18 protein-coding genes and 1 pseudogene are annotated in these 18494 nt (G+C 59.9%); 10 read left to right on the top strand and 9 right to left on the bottom strand.

The window, feature by feature from the left end:
- Positions 1-108 precede the first annotated feature (108 nt).
- From OQZ28_RS14095 to OQZ28_RS14070, 6 genes are all read left to right on the top strand, one after another.
- Entirely contained in the window at positions 109-765 is a 657-nt protein-coding gene (locus tag OQZ28_RS14095; protein WP_458136463.1) for a hypothetical protein, read from the top strand.
- The gene (locus OQZ28_RS14090; RefSeq protein ID WP_099287176.1) at positions 750-989 is read left to right on the top strand and encodes a helix-turn-helix domain-containing protein; all 240 of its coding nucleotides are present in this window, start codon (positions 750-752) and stop codon (positions 987-989) included. The genes OQZ28_RS14095 and OQZ28_RS14090 overlap by 16 nt, the downstream gene beginning before the upstream one ends.
- Before the next feature lie 143 nt (positions 990-1132).
- Entirely contained in the window at positions 1133-1948 is an 816-nt protein-coding gene (locus OQZ28_RS14085) for a hypothetical protein (protein ID WP_458136462.1), read from the top strand.
- A gap of 739 nt (positions 1949-2687) precedes the next feature.
- Positions 2688-3182 carry a single-stranded DNA-binding protein gene (gene ssb, locus OQZ28_RS14080; RefSeq protein WP_458136461.1) on the top strand — a complete coding sequence of 165 codons (495 nt, stop codon included), beginning with the start codon at positions 2688-2690 and terminating at the stop codon, positions 3180-3182.
- A gap of 27 nt (positions 3183-3209) precedes the next feature.
- Positions 3210-3488, top strand: a complete 279-nt coding sequence (locus OQZ28_RS14075; protein WP_010505526.1) for a hypothetical protein — start codon at positions 3210-3212, stop codon at positions 3486-3488.
- A gap of 1214 nt (positions 3489-4702) precedes the next feature.
- A complete protein-coding gene (locus OQZ28_RS14070; RefSeq protein WP_458136460.1) occupies positions 4703-5371 on the top strand; it encodes a hypothetical protein in 669 nt (222 codons plus the stop codon).
- Between the two features lie 211 nt (positions 5372-5582).
- Here the strand turns inward: OQZ28_RS14070 and OQZ28_RS14065 are convergent, their stop codons facing one another.
- From OQZ28_RS14065 to OQZ28_RS14030, 8 genes are all read right to left on the bottom strand, one after another.
- A complete protein-coding gene (locus OQZ28_RS14065) occupies positions 5583-5939 on the bottom strand; it encodes a hypothetical protein (RefSeq protein ID WP_458136459.1) in 357 nt (118 codons plus the stop codon).
- Positions 5940-6580: 641 nt separating this feature from the next.
- The gene (locus OQZ28_RS14060; protein ID WP_458136458.1) at positions 6581-8056 is read right to left on the bottom strand and encodes a Fic/DOC family protein; all 1476 of its coding nucleotides are present in this window, start codon (positions 8054-8056) and stop codon (positions 6581-6583) included.
- 7 nt (positions 8057-8063) lie between these two features.
- The gene (locus OQZ28_RS14055; RefSeq protein WP_211591324.1) at positions 8064-8528 is read right to left on the bottom strand and encodes an antitoxin VbhA family protein; all 465 of its coding nucleotides are present in this window, start codon (positions 8526-8528) and stop codon (positions 8064-8066) included.
- Between the two features lie 240 nt (positions 8529-8768).
- Positions 8769-9164: a hypothetical protein gene (locus OQZ28_RS14050; protein ID WP_099287688.1), complete on the bottom strand. Its 396-nt coding sequence runs from the start codon at positions 9162-9164 to the stop codon at positions 8769-8771.
- Between the two features lie 35 nt (positions 9165-9199).
- The gene (locus tag OQZ28_RS14045; protein ID WP_099287687.1) at positions 9200-10003 is read right to left on the bottom strand and encodes a hypothetical protein; all 804 of its coding nucleotides are present in this window, start codon (positions 10001-10003) and stop codon (positions 9200-9202) included.
- Positions 10004-10113: 110 nt separating this feature from the next.
- Positions 10114-10680: a hypothetical protein gene (locus OQZ28_RS14040; protein ID WP_458136457.1), complete on the bottom strand. Its 567-nt coding sequence runs from the start codon at positions 10678-10680 to the stop codon at positions 10114-10116.
- Complete coding sequence (locus tag OQZ28_RS14035; RefSeq protein WP_211501559.1) at positions 10680-11522, bottom strand: P-loop NTPase family protein; 843 nt, start codon at positions 11520-11522, stop codon at positions 10680-10682. Before OQZ28_RS14035 ends, OQZ28_RS14040 begins: the two co-directional genes overlap by 1 nt.
- Positions 11523-11634: 112 nt before the next feature.
- The gene (locus OQZ28_RS14030; RefSeq protein WP_458136456.1) at positions 11635-12120 is read right to left on the bottom strand and encodes a hypothetical protein; all 486 of its coding nucleotides are present in this window, start codon (positions 12118-12120) and stop codon (positions 11635-11637) included.
- 539 nt (positions 12121-12659) lie between these two features.
- Between OQZ28_RS14030 and OQZ28_RS14025 the strand changes: the two genes are divergently transcribed.
- The 3 genes and pseudogenes from OQZ28_RS14025 to mobF form a co-directional block, all read left to right on the top strand.
- Positions 12660-13427, top strand: coding sequence for a BRO-N domain-containing protein (locus tag OQZ28_RS14025; protein WP_099287685.1), 768 nt, complete (start codon positions 12660-12662; stop codon positions 13425-13427).
- Positions 13428-13437: 10 nt separating this feature from the next.
- Positions 13438-13788, top strand: coding sequence for a hypothetical protein (locus OQZ28_RS14020; RefSeq protein WP_458136455.1), 351 nt, complete (start codon positions 13438-13440; stop codon positions 13786-13788).
- Positions 13785-14585: pseudogene (gene mobF / locus OQZ28_RS14015) on the top strand (MobF family relaxase); the annotation flags it as partial. The gene OQZ28_RS14020 and the pseudogene mobF, both read left to right, overlap by 4 nt.
- Before the next feature lie 54 nt (positions 14586-14639).
- Here mobF and OQZ28_RS14010 read toward each other — a convergent pair.
- Entirely contained in the window at positions 14640-17600 is a 2961-nt protein-coding gene (locus OQZ28_RS14010) for a Tn3 family transposase (protein ID WP_415499379.1), read from the bottom strand.
- Between the two features lie 136 nt (positions 17601-17736).
- Here OQZ28_RS14010 and OQZ28_RS14005 point away from each other — a divergent pair, with 136 nt between their 5' ends.
- Entirely contained in the window at positions 17737-18306 is a 570-nt protein-coding gene (locus tag OQZ28_RS14005) for a recombinase family protein (RefSeq protein WP_211504810.1), read from the top strand.
- The last annotated feature ends 188 nt before the right edge of the window (positions 18307-18494 follow it).

Raw genomic sequence — 18494 nt, 5'->3', positions numbered from 1 at the left:
GTCGTCTGCGACTGAAAGATTTGATAAAAATCTAAGATCAGCCGTTTTTTTCTTTGAATAGTATCCAATGGATACTATAGTAAAGATCTCAAAAGCGAGGATCTTTCCATGCCAAAGTTTGACACTTACCGGATGCGCGAACTTGAAAAGGAAGTGCAGCGTCGCGCCACCGTCGAAGCGATAGGACGGGTGACAGATGGCGTTCAGCGCGATGAGGAAGGAAGGGTCCTGCTCCTGGCTGCGCCGTCGCAAGGCTATTTCTCGCTCGAAGACAGCGCCGTCACGAAAAGGGTTGCTGTTTTCCTTGGGGTTACGCCTACGGCCGACGATGTCGCGAAGGCCATTCGTAAGGTCGGAAAGACCGAAGTGGACAGACTGGCTCTGTCAGGCTGGCATTTCTCAACGGGTGAGACGCGCAATCTCGGCAGTGTAAAGCTGGACGACGGGTTTGAAATCGCGACAGAGCACTCGATGCGGCATGACGGAACGGGGGAAGTTGCGATGCGTGACGACACCCCTCATTATTCCGATCGCATTGAGCTACAGCACAGAACCGGGGATCGTATCCTGTCAGGTGTCTGGATCTTTCCCGACGGTCGCTGTGAAATAGACGAAGCCAGTATGGATAAAATCGGCGAATACGGCGAAGACTTCGACCTCTCGCCGCGAGGTCGGGCCGACGCTACGTTGATCGCGAGCCTTAATCGGACGAAGGCCGGACTTGAGCAGGCAGGTCATTTCAAGCGGGCATGGCTGGGTTATTGAGGGCGGCTGACGTCGAGGGCATTTCTCCTCGGGCAATCCGTCAAGCCCGTCTCGATGCGGGCCTGACACAGGTGAGCGCTGCGTCTCTTGTTCACGTCACACCCCTGACCTGGAAGCGATGGGAAAGTGGTGATCGCACCATGCATCCGGCCTTCTGGGAACTTTTTGCTCTCAAGGTCGAGAGTGGCATATCGAGCGGAATGAACAGAGACGAGCCGAAGTAGAGACAGAAAGGGACAGCACAGGCCGTCCGGTCGCCACAATGGTCCGGCCGCACGCGGCCCGCGCCCTGGAGGGCGCGCCATTGTCCCGGCCAGCCGTCTGCGCCCGCAGGAAAGCATCCAGAAAATGAAAAAGGATGTTCCCCATGGCGACTCACGTCACAACCGTCTTTACCCTCACAGGACCGCAGGATCGTCTGCGCCAGATCGCAGAAGAACGCGCCTACCGCACCTGCGCGCCGGATCAGATGACGTGGGAAGACGACACCACACTGGTGATGACCCTCGAAAGCGGGATCGGAACGTCGTTCCTTGACCACGGCCATGGCCTGTCCGACGAGTATCCGGACGTCAGTATCCGGGGCATGGAATATTTCGACTGCTTTGATGATCCGGGCTTCGTCAAATGGCAGGGCGGCCAGCTTGTCTATGAAGCAGACCTCATCACCGTTTTCTCGATCCTGTTTCCAACGGATACTTCGAAAGACTGGGCGGGTTGTTGCGCCAGCTTTTGGCACAGGTCTCAGCCTCTCTCGGTAGCCATAGCCGAGAACTGTCCACACTTTGACCTGATGCCGTTGCGCCAACAGGCAGGGCCAGCGCCGGAATGGGTTGAGACAACGGACGGCTTCGCCGCACTCTTTCTCCGCCCGCCCTCGACACCCGACGCGCAGGATGGCCTCGGGGTGATCCTCTATCCGGAGATCGGCAGGAGCACCCTGGTGACAGGGATCGACCGCTTCGGTGGCGTCGCCCGGTTTCGGCGTCAGTCCTATGGACAGATCAGCGCCTCGTGCCCGGAGCTGCGGGCCGTCCTGCGGGACCGCTGGAACGTCAGCGAAAAGAAAAGGAGGAAAGCGCGCCAGGAGCGGAAGGTGCTGAGGAGGAGATTGAAGAAAGCAGAGGGGGAGAGAGGGGATAGTGTGTTTTCTTTCGTCGAGACTGACCCGTGGGTAATGTGAAGGGGAGGCGAAAAAAGGATCGGGGCGGCCCTGAAGGGTTCGCGCGCTCTACTGCGCTAGGCTCCTGCGTCGCCAAGCTCCGCCTAGCCCCGACGTCCAGCCGCCCTCAGTCGGGCGTCTGGCCCTCGGGTCTGGCCCTTTCGGGTACGGCTTACCCGCATCATTTTCCATGAATGGGCGGTCCTGGTCTGGGGGATCGGTTCGTGAGACGGCTCCTCAACCTCCCCGGCCAGTCCTCCGGACCGTCCGCGGAGGCATGTTCCATGGAGGTGGCCTCGCATCCAGCATTCAGTCTGACAGTCGCCGTGCCAGTCCGTAAAGCCACTGCGCGACCCTCGGCTTCAGGTGTCAGGCCCGCATCTGCTGCAGGGCCGCACGCGACCCCGCATCAGACGCAAACCAGTCCCCTTGCTCAGGACGCTCCGGGCTTGACGGCCTGTCCCGTCGCCCGTCTTGGCCGGTGGCAGGATGGGCTCAGGAAAACGCCACCTCCATTCCTCTTTCGTCGCCGTCAGTGTGCTCGCCGCACAGGCAGGATGGGTCTAGGAAGACATCAAATACTCGTTCAGTATTCAACAAGTAAATCGTCAATTCCAGAGGCTTTATTTTCTTGGAAACGGCGGTTTTCTGCGGTTTTTCGTTGACCGCGAGTAAGTAAAAACATAATATATATTCATGGACGGAGGCAATAACGCCGAAACAGTCCAGTTGATACGTTCCTTAATTCTTGGAGGTTCTCATGGCCGGTTCTGTTAACAAAGTCATTCTCGTTGGCAACCTTGGTAAAGACCCCGAAGTCCGTCATACGCAGTCCGGTTCCAAGATCGTGAGCTTTACACTCGCCACGTCTGATACTTGGAACGACCGCCAGAGCGGGGAGCGTCGTGAGCGCACCGAATGGCACCGGGTCGTTATCTTCAATGAGCGGGCTGGTGACGTGGCGGAACGCTTTCTTCGCAAAGGACGCAAGGTCTATATCGAAGGCGAACTCCGCACCCGCAAATGGACCGATCAGGGCGGTCAGGAGCACTACACCACAGAGGTTGTCATTGACCGTTTCCGGGGTGAATTGGTGCTGATCGACAGCAACCGAGGCAATGGCGATGAGGGCGATGCCGGCTTTGGTGGTGGAAACGGTGGCGGCCGGTCTGCGGGATCGTCTGGCAACGGAAACCGCAATGCGGGCTGGGACGCACCGGGCGGGAACGATCTTGACGATGACGTGCCGTTTTGATTCCGGGAAAAAGGAGCGTTGCGCCAGATGAACAAAGACCGCCTCATGGCGCTGCTGCCCCCGCCGCAGCGCTCCAAACACAAGGAAGACCGCTACAAGGCGATTGCCAGCGTTCTTCAGACATTCGCCCTCAGCGCGTGGGGGCTCGGCATCGTGACCCCACTCATCTCCGGGACAGGACCGTTGACACCCATGCGTGCCGTCACCTGTTTTTTTCTGGGTGCGGCGCTTGAGGCAATTTCTTTGACTTTTCTGGCCTATATCCCCTATCCTGAGGACAAGACGGAGGCGAAAACCAATGGATAACGTGACCCAGAGTATCCTGTTTATTCTTCTTCCTGCCGCTGTTTTCACCATCGGTCTGGGCCTTGCGATCGGACCGATTGCCACCCGGCTCGCAAAGTTGCGAACGTCCCATCAGTGACACCGACAGGCGGCCTCCGGGCCGCTTTTTTTTGTCCGCTCGCCCGGTTTAGTCAGGCGGACGCGCCTCGTCGGCGCGATGTATGTTGCCCCCAATGCTCGCCCCCCACTGGGGGGCTGCGCCAGGACAGCGAAAAAGACTAGACTGGCACCATGTCACGACAAAACATAATCCGCATTGTTGCACTGAGTATTCAGGTCGCCATTCTACTCCTGATCTGGCAGGGCTTTCTGCATCCAATCCGGGGAGGCCTGCTGGTGCTTGCCGTGGGTGGGGGTGTGTTCTTCCTGACGCGGGACTCTTCCGGCATAAATCAGGGCCATAAGTAGAAAAAGCAAAGGAAGGATCGGGGCGGCCCTGAAGGGTTCGTTCACCCTATCTCACTAGGCTCCTGCGTCGCCAAGTTCGACCGAGCCACAGGGTCCAGCCGCCCTCAACCGGGCGTCTGGACCCTGCGTCTCGGCCCTTCCGGGTAACGGTTCACCCGCATCCTTTTCCATGAACGGACGGTTCTAGTCTGGCACGTTCGACCGTGAGACGGCTCCTCGTCCCTCCCGAACGGTCCTGAAGGACCGCCCGGGAGGGACGTTCCACGACAGCGTCCTCGCATCCAGCGTTCAGTCTGACAGTCGCCGTGCCAGTCCGTAAAGCCACTGCGCGACCCTCGGCGGCAGGTGTCAGGCCCGCGTCTGCTGCAGGGCCGCACGCGACCCCGCATCAGCCGCAAGCCTGCCCCCCTTGCTCAGGACGCTCCGGGCTTGACGGCCTGTCCCGTCGCCCGTCTTGGCCGGTGGCAGGATGGGCTCAGGAAAACGCCACCGTCGTTCCACTCTCGTCGCCGTCAGTGTGCTCGCCGCACGGGCAGGATGGGTCTAGGAAAACGACAGGTATTCATAAAGTAATCAAGCAATCTTTTTACTTGTCATGCAAAAATAAAGCGCGTTTTATGGCGGTTTTCTGCGTTTTTTCTCTTGTCACGAAAGGCCGGAAAGGCTATCTTTTACTTGTCGAGAGGGATTGGCTCTCAAGACAAAGCGCCCCGAACGGTGTTTGCACCACCGAACGGGACTTCGCTAGACTAGAAAGGTTAAGTTTCATGTCCGACGCAGCAACCACAATCGCACCGAAGGCCAAGAACAGCAAGGCCGCAAACAAGGCCAGCCCCGCCGCCGTCCGTCGTTTCAACGAAGCCCGCGACCGCACAAAGGCCATTGCCTCCCCTACGCTGGCCGACGTTCTCCGCATCGCCCCCAACGATGACAAGATTTCCGCCATTGTTCAGCATTTCGGTTTCGAGGCTGGCGACTATGACGAGCTGATGGGGGCCGGTTTGAGCATGATCCGCGACCAGTACGCGCTTCTTGAGGACGTTCTGATCGTCACCGACTTCCGGGGCGAGCGCAATTTTAAGGCCATGGAAATGCACCTTGGCCGCCTCGTGGACGGGCTGGTCCGCTCTGCCTATGGCGCCGCCAACTTTTACGAGAACAAGCGCCAGATTGCCCGCGACGAACAGAACTCTTTCAGCAACGAAAGCCGCGACGAAGACCGCCAAGGCATCGACGGCGGGGAAAACCGCGTTGACCGCGCCGTTCGCTTTGCAGCAGCGCAGGCCCCGAAGGCTTACGCGCTCGCCGTCATGGCTCAGAGCGCATGTGACGCCTACCGCGAACTGTTCGGGGAAGACTGGAAGCCTTACGTCAAGGACACGGGCCGCACCCTTACCGAGAACGTCCGCGCCGCACAGTGGGGGGCCATTCTCTAACGCCCACAGGCCGGGCCAGCAGGTCCGGCCATCCACCGGGGCCGCGCTGACGGCCTCGGCTCTGCCCTCGGCCTCTTCTCCCGTCCGCCCTTTTTCATCTCCCGTCGTTTTTTCCGGGAAGGCGGACGCGCCTCGTCGGCGCGGAGTGTTTTGCCCCCAATGCTCGCCCCCCACAGGGGGGCTGCGCGAGGCAATCGAAGAAGGATGGTGCTTAGATTTCTTCGATCATGGACGAGAGTAATTCGAGAAGCCAGCCTCCAAATCCGGCCATCAGAGCCACGTCGAGAGCGCTGACCGCCTCTTTCTCATGGCCCAGAAGATACAGGCCAAGCGAAAGAACTGCGCACAGCGCCGTAACCGGAACAGCCAAGAAAAGTGCGTAGCGGGTCGAGCGGCGGAGCCAGAGCATCATCGTTGCCATGCCCGCTGAAGCGATGTGGAAAAGCGCATAGGGCGTGCCGAGAAACTTGGCGTTGTTTCGCTCACGGATGGTTGCGATCAGCCACTGGAGGCCAAAGAGAAAGAGGAAATACGGCCAGACTTTAGGAATGGTGAGCATCTGTTTCATGTTCTTCTTCACGAAGCCGACGCTTCGGATGAGCGCGTGTTTTTTGCTTCAGAAGGGGAGAATGACGCGGAAAGATGCGACTGGCGGAAAAAGAATTCGGGGCGGCCCTGAAGGGTTCGTTCACTCTATCTCACTAGGCTCCTGCGTCGCCAAGTTCGACCGAGCCACAGGGTCCAGCCGCCCTCAACCGGGCGTCTGGACCCTGCGTCTCGGCCCTTCCGGGTAACGGTTCACCCGCATCCTTTTCCATGAACGGACGGTTCTAGTCTGGCACGTTCGACCGTGAGACGGCTCCTCGTCCCTCCCGAACGGTCCTGAAGGACCGCCCGGGAGGGACGTTCCACGACAGCGTCCTCGCATCCAGCGTTCAGTCTGACAGTCGCCGTGCCAGTCCGTAAAGCCACTGCGCGACCCTCGGCGGCAGGTGTCAGGCCCGCGTCTGCTGCAGGGCCGCACGCGACCCCGCATCAGCCGCAAGCCTGCCCCCCTTGCTCAGGACGCTCCGGGCTTGACGGCCTGTCCCGTCGCCCGTCTTGGCCGGTGGCAGGATGGGCTCAGGAAAACGCCACCGTCGTTCCACTCTCGTCGCCGTCAGTGTGCTCGCCGCACGGGCAGGATGGGTCTAGGAAAACCGGGGGCGATCAGCCGGGGCCGGGTGTTTGGGCAGACGAAAGAGACGGGCGGTCTGCCGGGTCCGTTGTGGCGGTTAGGGCGGGCTGGCCGGTCAGGGTCTGAATCAGGGCGCGGCCCGGTTCAGAGGTGGGAGTCCGGCTGGCGTGGCGGGCGATTTCCCGATCCGTCCCGGCCAGGTCGGTTAGAATTTCCGTTTCCCGACCGTGAGCGGCCCCAAACGCAAAGGCCTTTTCCCGACTGTCGCCATAGGCTGCCATGTCCTTCTGCACCTTGCCCAGCTCGCGCGCGAAGGTGGGATTGTGGCGCAGTTCTTTTTCGATCTCTTTCCCGAGCGCCGCATGACGGCCTCCGGCCTTCATGCCGGTAAAGGCCTGTGCTGCATCGCCGCCCTCCTGGCGGATGGCGGCCTCGATGTCGCGGCAGACAAGGGAAGGCGGGGCAGACCAGAACGCATGAAGAGAGGCAGCGGCCTTGCGGCCGTCCTCTTTCGCCCGTGCCAGGAGCGCGCTTTCGCGCTTCTCCTCCGCAGGCCCGAAGACAGCCGGGATGACCGGACGCGGCACGGGCCGAAGCACCGGAGCAGCAGAGGCCGTCAAAAAATCGGACTGCACGGTGACGGTGTACCCGCCGTCCTTTCGGACAGCGTTTCGCAGATCCGCGACAGGTACCGCCACGATCCCGTCAGGCGTTTCAAACGCACCGGAGAGGCTGGTCCGTGTCTTGAAGATCCCCGAAACAGTTTCCCCAGGCGCGGCCGTGCGGATGACGAGGTCATCCAGCGTCCTTGCGGCAGAGCCAGAGCCCATGTCCTGCATCAGCTCCTTCAGAGCACGGGTGCGGGCGGGCGAACTGGCGTCCGTCAGCAGGGCCGCCATGGCCGGATGGTCCGGATCCTGCGTGCCGACAATGGACGCGGAGACCATCCGAGATCTCGTGATGACGGAGAGGTCCACATTATGCCCGTAGTGTCGGCCGAGTTCCGCGACAAACGCCTCCTGCGTTCTGCCGTTTCCTTCCCGGAACGGGTGCACGTAATTGAGTTCGTTCAGAACCTTGCCGGCGATGGCCGCAAACTGCTCCGGCGTGGAGGTCTTCAGGACGTCCGGGTCGCGGATGGGCTTGAAGGCCTCGGTCAGGCCCATGTCGATATGGGAGCCGGGCAGGAAGGTGGTCGCGCCTTTGCGCATCGAGCCGATCGGTTCGACCCGTGCCCCGTCCACGACCGGCCTCTCGTGGCGCATGTGGCCCGCCCATTCATAGACGTCTTGGAAGATATGCCGATGAATGGCCTTCAGGTGGTCGGCATCGAAATGGCCGGTCGGCCCCAGACCCAGCCGGATTTCCAGAATCCTGTGGCTGGTGCGGCGGTATTCTTCAGGGTGAAGTTCGGAATGGCGGCGAAGGCCGAGCCGGTTCCGCAGGACGTCTGTCTGGTCCGGATCGTCGGAGACGTTCGGGTAGGTGTAACCGTGGGCGGGAGGCATCGACGCGTCAGAGGGCGGGATTCAATCTCCGCCCCAGTTCAGCAAGGTCGATCTGCCCCGCAACGAACGACTGGCAGGCATCCTCGATAAGCGGATCATGCGTGTAGCCCTGCCGTCTCTGGGCCGCGAGAGTCCACTCGACCGCGTCCTGGCGGCGCGCGCGCTCTTCATCCGAAAGAGCGGAAAAAGGCGTCGGAGCGAAGAGGGTTTTGGCTGAACTCATAGGAAGAAAATAGCGGTTTTTGCCCGGAATGGCAAGGTTTTCCGGTGGTTCGAGGCCATTCTGAAGATGTGTTTCAAGGCGAGATTTTTTGCGTTCAGTCGCAGAACGCGGCGGCAGGATGCTCTCATGACGAAGAGCCTTTCCCCTCTCGATAGCCGCCCGAAGCATCTGACCGGGCCGCGCCTGTCTCTTGCCCTGTTCCGGATCGGATGGTCCGAGCGTCAGGCTGCCGAGAAATGCGATATGCACAGAAACCAGTTCCGGCGCTGCCTGGACGGCACGTCCTCACTTCCGGCTGATTTGTCCCTGTGGCTGCTGGATCTGGAAGCTGCCCATCTGGCCCATCCCTGTCCCCGGCAGAGAAAGGCCGATCCCATTCTCGCCGAGATCCGCAAAGCCGGGTGACATTGCCCGCGACGTGGTGGGTTCCGGTGTCTCCACGTCCAGGCTCAGGGGATATGAAAAAGGCAGCCCGGAGGCTGCCTCTCTTTATTGGTTAGCGAAAACAAAGCCTACGCTTCCGTTGGTCATTACGTATGGCGTGCAGGTCCGTCCCGGATGGACATTGGCATAGGGCTGTAACCACTTCGCCGAAATCCACATGGTCTTCCGTGCGAGGTTTACCGTCTGATAATATCCGTTAACGGGCTGGACGGCAGTGTTCACCGGGACGAGGGTGGTTGCAGGCGCCACCACCGCAGCCTGATCGGACGGGCTTTCGCGGAATGGAATGGAGAAGTTCGGATCCATCATCTGCGCATCTGTCGCGTTGAGAGTCAGGCACTTATATCCCGCTAGGGGGCTGACAGGCTTGTTCGGCGATGCAGATGCACTGAAGGAATAAGACGCCGTCAAAACTGCCAGAAGGAGAAATTTATGTTTCATGGTGATTGGGTATCCGGTTCTCTGTCTTCTGTCATTTAACTCTGGAGTACGGGAGCGTTTGCACCGGTCCCCATCTTGTTCGCAGTGCTCTGCCGCCATTCGCCGACTGTCGTTCCTGATGAGATGTTATTATTGCTCATGGCAGTAGAGGAAATGAAGTCCGACATCAGGGCGCTGTCATCGGCTTGTGCAACTTGAGCTCCCGCATGACTACCGAAATTATACATAGCTCTCGTGTCCAGCGCCGTTGGATTGCTGATCCCCTGCGCCTGCAAGGTGGTCGCTTCTTCCTTCATGTATTGGGCGGCGGCAACAGCCTGTGTGGCTGGATCCTGCTGACCTGCTGTGCCTGATGTGATGGTACTGGCAAGTCCTGGATTGGATGCGAGCGCCTTCTTCATCTCCTCTGTGTATGTGCCATTTGCCATCTGGAACGCGCCTGTGATGGTGTGGCCTGATCCGGTGGCCGTATAGACATTCTGACAGCCGGACTCCACCTGACACGTCGCGGCCAAAGCAGCCGGGTTCACGCCAAGGGAAGAAGCATTGTCAGCGGCCTGATAGCCCCATGCGCGGCTGTAGAGCGTTTGCAATGAATCCGATCCGGTCGAAACGGGCTGAGTGGTCTGGATGACCTTGCCGTCTCCGCCGATCTGCTGGACGGTTCCGGCTGGGACCGTGAAGTTCGGCAGGCCGACTTCCGGATAGACGACATGCGGGACTTCCGGCAGGCCGTTAGGCACTTCGATCGACTGCGCCTGGCACGAACCGCTGAGGCCAAGTCCAGCCGAGAGGGCCAGACCTGTGATCAGAAAGGATTGTTTGACGGGGGGCGGCATTGAGCACTCCTGTGTTGGGGTGCTCAGTATCCGCCTGTCATCTGCGACTTTGAGGGCCGTTTGAAACGCTGCCCTGATGGCGCAAGGCGGTGTGTCCGTTTCGGACACACCTAAATCAGGTGATCGAGGATAACTCCGAAGACGGTTCCCCCGACGATCATGGTGGCGAACCATCCGGCCCGCTTGCTGATTTCGTCCCGTCGAACACGAGTGCCCGCCATCACGATCTGGGCCTTCATGCTCTCGGCGATTTCGCCTTTGACCGTTCCAAGGACTTCCGCGACCTTTGCCTTGACGGTCTTTTCGTCAATCTTCTGAAGCTGGCGAGAGGCTGCCACGCCTTCATGAAGAGCACGCCTCACCTCAATCACCTCTTCCGTTGCCGAGCGTGTGCATTGATCCAGCAGGCTTTCACACTTCGCGACACACTGCTCCATCCGCTTCTCGGCCTCCTGAAACAGCGCTCTGTGCGCTGCTTCGGAATGTTCACGATCCTTGAGGAGGAGGGCCTGATGAAGATTGTTCATCTCCATCAGGATCATGAGGCCATCCAGAACCTTGGCCTCAGGTGAACGCGGCCGAAGCGTCCACCGATGCGTCTGCTCACGGAGCGCATCCACTGAGCTTTCAAATCTGGCCTGACAGTCGGAAATCCTCTGGGTAAGGCCGTCAGACATTACACGTCACTTTCGGCCGGAACAGGGAGGCCCTTAGGCATATTCGGCAGACGGCTGGCACCGAGTTCCTGAAGAAATGCAGGGAAATCGCGACGGTACCAGCGGTCCATGGCCAGTCGATCAAAGATGGAGCTGGTCGGGAAGCCGTCCTTCTGTTCGCCTGCGGCATAGGCCGAGAAGGTCATGGCCCGGTCGCATACGTCCTTCATGGGCTCGGCGGCCGGATACATGAAGATGTCCGCGCCGTTCTCCATCGCCTCTTCAACGGCTGGATGGTGGGAAACGACATCCACAACGTCATCCACGTCCAGTGAAGGAGGGATGAGGCCTTCATTAATGATGATCGCAGAATTGCGCGGAGAGAACTTCTTCTTTTTCTGGAGATCTTCCAGGTAGTCCAGATCAGCCCGCTCATGCCCGATCAGAAAGACGACCGACAGCGTAATCCCCATCATGTCGAGCGCGCGGCTTAGGGATTCCGTGTTGATCAGCTCGTGCAGGGCTGTCCATCCGCCGCCAATGTCGAGAATGGCGTCATGGCGACTTTCCATGAGAGACTGGATCTTCTCTTCGAGCCATTTTCTCTGGCGCTTTGTGTCGCCTGCGGCCGGACTATCCGCGTCATGGAAATTCGAGATTGAGTGTGACCGGTTCAGGAGATCGGTGTTCCAGATCTCCGGCGTTCCGCCCTGGTCATGAACGGTCTGTGCGAGAGCATTGAGCAGGGTGGTTTTGCCTACCCGCTGACGACCGATGATTGTGAAAATAACGGGCTTTTTCTTGGTAGTGGCCTTGGGGGCCGGTGCAGACGGGGTGGCTTTGACGTCAGCGTCCTTGGTCACAGTCAGGCTCCTGTTGAGGGGTTCCGCCTCCCGATGAGACGGACTGGTGCTCCTCTTTCGAAAGCCATGATGACTGCTTGATCTGCGACTGAGATGCGCGCGGGGAAGAAAATCAGTCTGGCGTCAGACGGTACTTTTCCTCTTTGCGGGCGCGGATCTTTTCGCGCAGGCGCTTCAATGAGTCTCTGCTGTGCTGCGGAATTTTCTCATTGTCTTCGATCGCGACGGGAGGTGTCGCCCGGATCGGATGAGCTGGCACCAGCGCCTGCCCCGTTGTTTCTTCGGGGCCGCTCGGTTCATTCGGCCTCACTGAAACAGGCTCCTCGCGTTCGGCCCAGTGAGCCTCAATTTCGTCCGGACGCCAGTCGGGATCAATTTTGCTCGGAGGCAAAATCCTCTCTGGCCTCACTGCCGAGGTGTCTGACTTGGCATCCACCGGGAGCCCCTGAGCCTCATTCTGAAGACGGTACCACTGTTTGCTGATGACGTTCGCCATCCGCTGACTGACCTCGACATTCAGGCCCGCGAGACGCGCGGCGCCGAGAATGTCTTTCCATGTTGCGACCCCGGTTTCACGAAGGTCGGAGACCTCGGCCATGTTCGTGCGCAGCCACCTGTAGAGTGGGCTCGCCCGTTCCCGCAGTGCCCGTTTTCCATTCCGGGAAGTCTTCAGGTCGTGGAGTGGATTTGTCACGGGCATCTCCTCGAAGTGTGTCCGTTTTGGACACAGCGCGGGACTGACGGCCTCTGCGTGACGTGGTCTGAGAGCCCAATACAGCCGTCTGGAGCTATACACACGGCGTTTTCACGGCGCAAGTCCGGCGTCGTTACGGCGGCACCACGGCGCGTTCACGGCGTTGCTACGGCGTTGCTACGGCGTAAGCACGGCAAAGACACGGCGTAAGTACGGCATAGAAAAGAGCTTCTTCATAGACCATTGCACCGTTGGTGCGGACGGCTTCGCCGCGCAGGGAAAAAGAAGAGGGGTAGGTGTATCAATCTGATAGACCTACCCTCGTTTGAAAGCGGCGCTTCGGTCTCTCGGTGCAGTCGCAGATCAAGCGGTCATCCTGGCTTTCGAAAGGGGAACACCAGTCCGTCTCATCGGGAGGCAGAACCCCTCAGCAGGAGCCTGACGTGCCAAGAAAGCAGAAAGCTATATCGCCCCCCCTCGTCGCTGATGTGGACTACGTCGAAGCCGCGCAGTTCCGTTTCAACGACACAACTCTTCAGACTTTCGTAAAAGATGGCGAAGTCTGGTTTCGGATGATGGAGGTGTGTGAAGCTATCGCACACAGCTCGCCTGCCGTTGCAGCTCGTGGGCTTGATGACGACGAAAAGCGGACGATCGCGCTACCATCCTCAGGTAGGATTCAAAATCAGATCGTTGTTAGCGAGAGCGGTCTCTATCACTTCCTGATCAAGTCACAGCTTCCGCTAGCGGTCGCCTTTCGTCGCTGGATTACCAAAGAAGTTCTCCCGAGCATCAGGCGAAATGGATTTTATTCTCGGCCAGGAGTGGAACTGGCGATTGCGGGAGGTCAATCAGTGGACCCCGCTGACCTTACGCGCCTTCAGGAAATGCGTCGCCTACCGGGCCGGTATATGGTTCTGAGTCTGCCGGACCGGCCTTTGCATGTTGAAGCCCGTGATCTGGACGAAATCCTTGTCGAGGTTGATCAGGCCGATGTGCAGGCGTTGGTGAGTTCTGCCCAACTGGTCGGATCCCTGTGGCGGAACTTCCGAACCGAGGACGTCATCATGAACAAGGCAGTGACCGAAAATTCCTGCGGCCAACAGCTTGATCAGGCCATCTCTCTGAGCACTCGACTGGCGCAATGGGTCATGCAGGCAGCAACCACCGCACAGAAGGAGAGGGAACGGCCTGACGCTTTGACGAAATGATCTCAGTCGCATGAGGGCTTTCTATCCTGCCCGCATGACAGATCAGACCCAGACCCCCGACCGCGCTCCCGAGACCGATGTTTCGGATCGGGAGCTTCTTCAGCATCTCCTCACCCGCTCTAACGAGCAGGGAGAAGAGATCCGGTTCATCAGCGAAAAGCTGAGTATCCTGATTGAGCTTCTGACCCCCTCGGAGAAAGGGGACAGCCCGACAATGGATGATATTCTCGCGCGCCTGGTCGAGCTGATGAAGGATCAGGAGCCGGTCATCAGGCGCATCGACCATACGACGGCCCGCAACAATGACCTGCTTGAAGGCCGCAAGGTTCGCACGAAAGCAGAGGACGGCCGCCCGTCATGATGACCTTCCGCAAGATCTCGGCGGAGTGCAACGGCCGGTTCGTGGCCGCCTACTTCACCGAGGGCGCGCCGGATCCGGAGCACGATTTCCGCACGGACACCGGCAAGGTGCCTGACGGCGACGGTCAGCGCCTCACGAACTACTACCTCGGCCGCGATGGTCGGGCCTCTTTCAATCCGGGCATGAGTCAGAAGATGGCGGACGTGCTCGGCGTGGATCGGCGTGCCATGCCCACGACCGAAACACTTGCGGCCCTGTTCGAAGGCAAGCGCGCCGACAGTGGCGAGCAATGGTCTCAGGCCAAGCGGAAGATCAGCGCCTACGACCTGACCATGGCCCCGCACAAATCGGTCACGCTGGCTGCCGAGTTTGCGCCAACACAGGCCGAAGGGGCCGCGATCTGGAACGCAGTGCAGCGGGCCAATGACGCGACCATGCAGTATGTGGCCCGTGAGCTGGGCTTTGCCCGACGCGGCCACGGCGGGGAAGACGGAGAAGAGGCAGGGGAGGTCGCCTGGACGTCCTACCGGCACCGCACGTCTCGCCCGACCCTGACCCTGCATGATGCCGAGACCGATACGACCTATCTGCGTGAGGCCCCGACCGGGGGCGATCCGCACATGCACATCCATAATTCGCTCTACAATGTCGTTGTCACCGACAGCGGCCATGTAGGCTCGCTGGACACAAAGCGCCTGCGATCCCGCGTCCATGAGTTCGGAGCCTTCTTCCAGGCGGAACTGGCGGATGAGCTTCGTAAGCTCGGGATCGCGCAGTCCTATGAGAGGCCATCGCAACGGATGTTCTCTGAATTACGCTAGCTGAGAACGCACAACGAACGTCAGAGACAGTCATGCCGCCGTGTTGATGCGCCCCAGGTTTAGCGCGCGGCGCCCGATAGGCATGGCAGCGGCACGGTCCCATAAGAAGTCACCCGAAAAGGCAATGTGCCCCCACCCTACGGGCGAGGTATGCGCCAGAAACTCGTCGGGCACGGACACTCCGATTGCGCGGAGGTGAGCAACCGCGTCAGCGATATAGGTCGAGTTCCAATAAACAATGGCTGCGATGACGAGGTTAAGACCCGATGCCCGAAATTGCTGTGCTTCATGCGTGCGGTCAGCGATGCGTCCTTGCTTGAAGGTGCAGATTGCCTGCGTAAGAAAGTGGCGTTGCTCGGATTTGTTGAGGCCTGCCTGACATCTGCGACGTAGGGTCGGGCTCTCCAGCCAGTCCAACATGAACAAGGTCCGCTCGACGCGACCGATCTCGCGAAGCGCGAGGTCGAGCTGATTTTGGCGTTCGTAAGCGGCGAGCTTACGCAGCATCGCCGAGGGTAGGACGGTGCCAGCTTTCAACGAAGCGACAAGCCGGACAATCTCGTCCCAATGCTCGCGGATCACATCGACCTTCACGCGGGCGCCCAATAGTGGCTTGAGCGACGGGTATTGTCCGGGCGCCTGAATGCAAGCCATGCGGCGATCTGAAAAGTCGCGCAGGCGCGGGCTGAAGCGAAAGCCCAGCATCTGGCACAGCGCGAAGACGTGGTCGGTCGCGCCGCCGGTATCGGTGTAATGCGTCTCGATCTCGAGCCCGCTACCGTGATGAAGCAGCCCGTCAAGGACGTAAGGCGCTTCATGCGTCGCGGCCGAGATGACCGTGACGTGGTAGGGGCCATGCTGGTCGGAGACATGGGTATAGAATGAGAAGCCTGGATCGACGCCATATTTGGCGTTGAAATCACCGGCACCGCTGCCCCGTTTGCCCGAGCGGAAAAACTGGCCATCGGAAGACGAGGTAGAGCCTTGCCCCCAGACCGATGCGATCGGCAGGGCGTGGTGGGCATTGATGATGCGCGTGAGCGCTGCTTTGTAGTTGTCAGGTGCAATATAGGCTGACCGGGTCCAGATGAGCTGATCAGGTGTCACCCCCTGGCTGGCTGCTGCCATGCGTGCGAGGCCAAGATTGGATCCGTCGGCGAGTATGGCGGCGAGCAGGGCGTTTTCGTTGTCGTGGCGTTCGCCAGTGCGAACGTTGAGAAACGCCTGAGGAAACGAGGTTTCCCTAGCGACTTCGTGAAGCAACTCAGTGATACGCACACGCGGCATCAGTGCGTCGATGCGCGCGGCGATGTCCTTGGCTGCGGCAGTTTCATCTGCGCGCACTGGAGAGACCGAGAGCTTACCGTCTTTGAGCACAACACCCTCAACCTTTCCGTGCGCCAGCCTGCCAGCAAAGCGTTTCAGCCGTTGGTCGAGTTCACGGCTGCGATCGGCGATCCACGCGTCGGCCGTGGCCGGGAGCTTAAGTTCGGCAGCAATCGGTGCAACCTCTGCGGAGGAGAGCATATAGCTGTCGAACTTGCGGTAGTTGGCGGAGCGTTCAACCCAGACGTCGCCGGAGCGCCATTTATTACGCAGGTGCGCCAGAACCCCGGTTTCCCATAACCGGCGATCAGGTTTTCCGCCGCCCGCCTTGACCAGAGTCCGCCATTCCTTGCGGAACGGCATCGGCGCGTCTGGTGGTACATCGCGGCTTCCCGAACGATTCATCTCGCGCAACGTGTTCAACGCCGCGATCGTCGAGGCGCTCCCCCGCCCTGCCTTGAAATCGATTGCCTCAAGGAAAAGCGGCGCGAATTTGCGCAGCCGGCTCCACTGGTCCGCCGCCCGGACGAGCGGACTCTCCGCGGTCAGGTCGGCTATCTGCCGGGCCTGACCGCGTGCGCGAAGCAGCTTGTCCCAGCCCACCGCCGCATCAACTGCGGCAAAGCCTTCCATCCCGATTTCCTGTGCCTCAGCCAAGGCGGCAACGGTCTGGTCAAACAGGCGCATGATATGCCCCACGTCGCGCGTGGTCTCGGCATAGCTCCTTTTCTGCTTGTTGTTCCCGCGCGTGAAGCTGCCACCGATGATGCGATCGGCGATGTCGAGCACAGCGTCGGTCAGTCGTGTTTCCAGGTCCAGAATCATCGCCGCCAGCGTCGCTCGCCGACGAGATGGCGTATAACGTCCGATGAGTTGCACGGACGAGGCACGCCCTTCTCGGATAAGCTGTCGCAACCGATCAGCATGAATAGCGTTCCCGATGGTGACGGGTAGCTCGATAGCGCGCAAGTAGGCCAATCGATCAAGTAGCCCACGCACATTGTCCGGCGTTGGCACAGTAGCGATTTCGCGCAACCAGGCGAGCGACGTCACTCCGGTTTTCGGATCGACGATCAACGTGGCGTCGAGTTTGGCCAGGCTTTCGACAGACACGTACGCGAGTAGTGCGTCGTAAGTGCGTTTCCGAGCGCGGGCGCGCCCCGCAATTCCAGCGCGTTCGATAACCGATTGTGATGGTAGCGTGATGCCATCTGCACGCAGCACTTCCATGATGCCGCTTACAATTGGCAAGCCGCGATCGGTTGACCAGGCGGCTTTCGCTCCAGCCTCAATCAGCAATGGCAAGTCGGCATTGGTCGGACCACGAAGCCCGAGAGCGTCTCCGACTTCGCGGGCATGGACCGACGCGGTCGCGGGTCGCAAGGCGTAGTTGTCGAACGCCCATGCGGGCACATCGATCTGTTCCGCCATAAACGCGACGAGGTGTTCGGGCGCGCTGCCTTCGAGCGTAAATCCAAAACCCGGATGGCGCATCAGCGCGAGTTGCACAGCGAAGCCGAGACGGTTTTCGTCACCCCGTCGCATAGCAACCAGTGCGAGGTCTCGCGGCGATAATATATAGTGTCGCGCCAGATCCTCGCGCGTATCGGGCACGCTGAACAGCGCGTGGCGTTCGCTATCGGTCAGGAGATCGCGTCGTGCCATGATAAATCCGTCCACAAATGGGTAAGAAGAACTGTGGACTTAAGGTATTATTGAGACGTAGTCTCTGGACGGGTTTAGGGTCTGCGGTGCGTCTACGCCTCAGACGTCCACAGACCGAGCGGTTGGGAGACGGTGGATGAGCGGCATTCTGGGGTATGCGCGGGTAAGCACCAGTGATCAGGATGTTGCCGGGCAGGCCATGCGGCTCGAACAGGCTGGCGCGATAAAGGTGTTTACCGACGTGCGCTCGGGCAAGTCGATGGACCGCCCAGGCCTTGACGAGTTGCTTGCTTACGCCCGTGCCGGGGATACGTTGGCGGTAGTGCGCCTTGATCGGCTTGGTCGATCGCTTGGCGAGCTGTTGAAAATTGTGACGGAATTGAAAGAGCGTGGTGTCGCCCTGCTCAGCCTGGAAGAAAAAATCGACACCTCGTCGGCGGCGGGCGAACTTGTGTTTCACGTGTTCGGATCGATCGCGCATTTCGAAAGACGATTGATCGCCGAACGGACCAAGGACGGCATCGCCGCCGCGCGCGCCAAGGGAAAATTGCCAGGACGCCGACCACTCGACCCGAAAAAGGCGAACGCTGCGCTCAAGCTTGTAGAAGCGGGGGTATCACCCACCGAAGCCGCACGGCAACTCGGCCTCGGTCGCGCTACAGTCTACCGTGAAATGGCTCTCGCAGGCGTAAGGCGATCCGCTTGAGGGCGGGCTCAGGGTCCATCTTCCCTTAACGCAATTCAGAATACATCCGATGCGATGGCCTCTGGAACGCCTGGAGTATGTACGATCCCTGAACCTCGACAGCGCTCGCGCCACGACCATACCGCGTGTGGCCTTTGACCGTTTGAGCGAAGAAGCTGCCCGGATTACGCCCCAGCATCTGGCCGAGC

Source organism: Komagataeibacter sp. NFXK3 (assembly GCF_054182245.1).
Note: the sequence above shows the minus strand (reverse complement) of the source record. Positions and strands in the feature narration are given on the sequence as shown.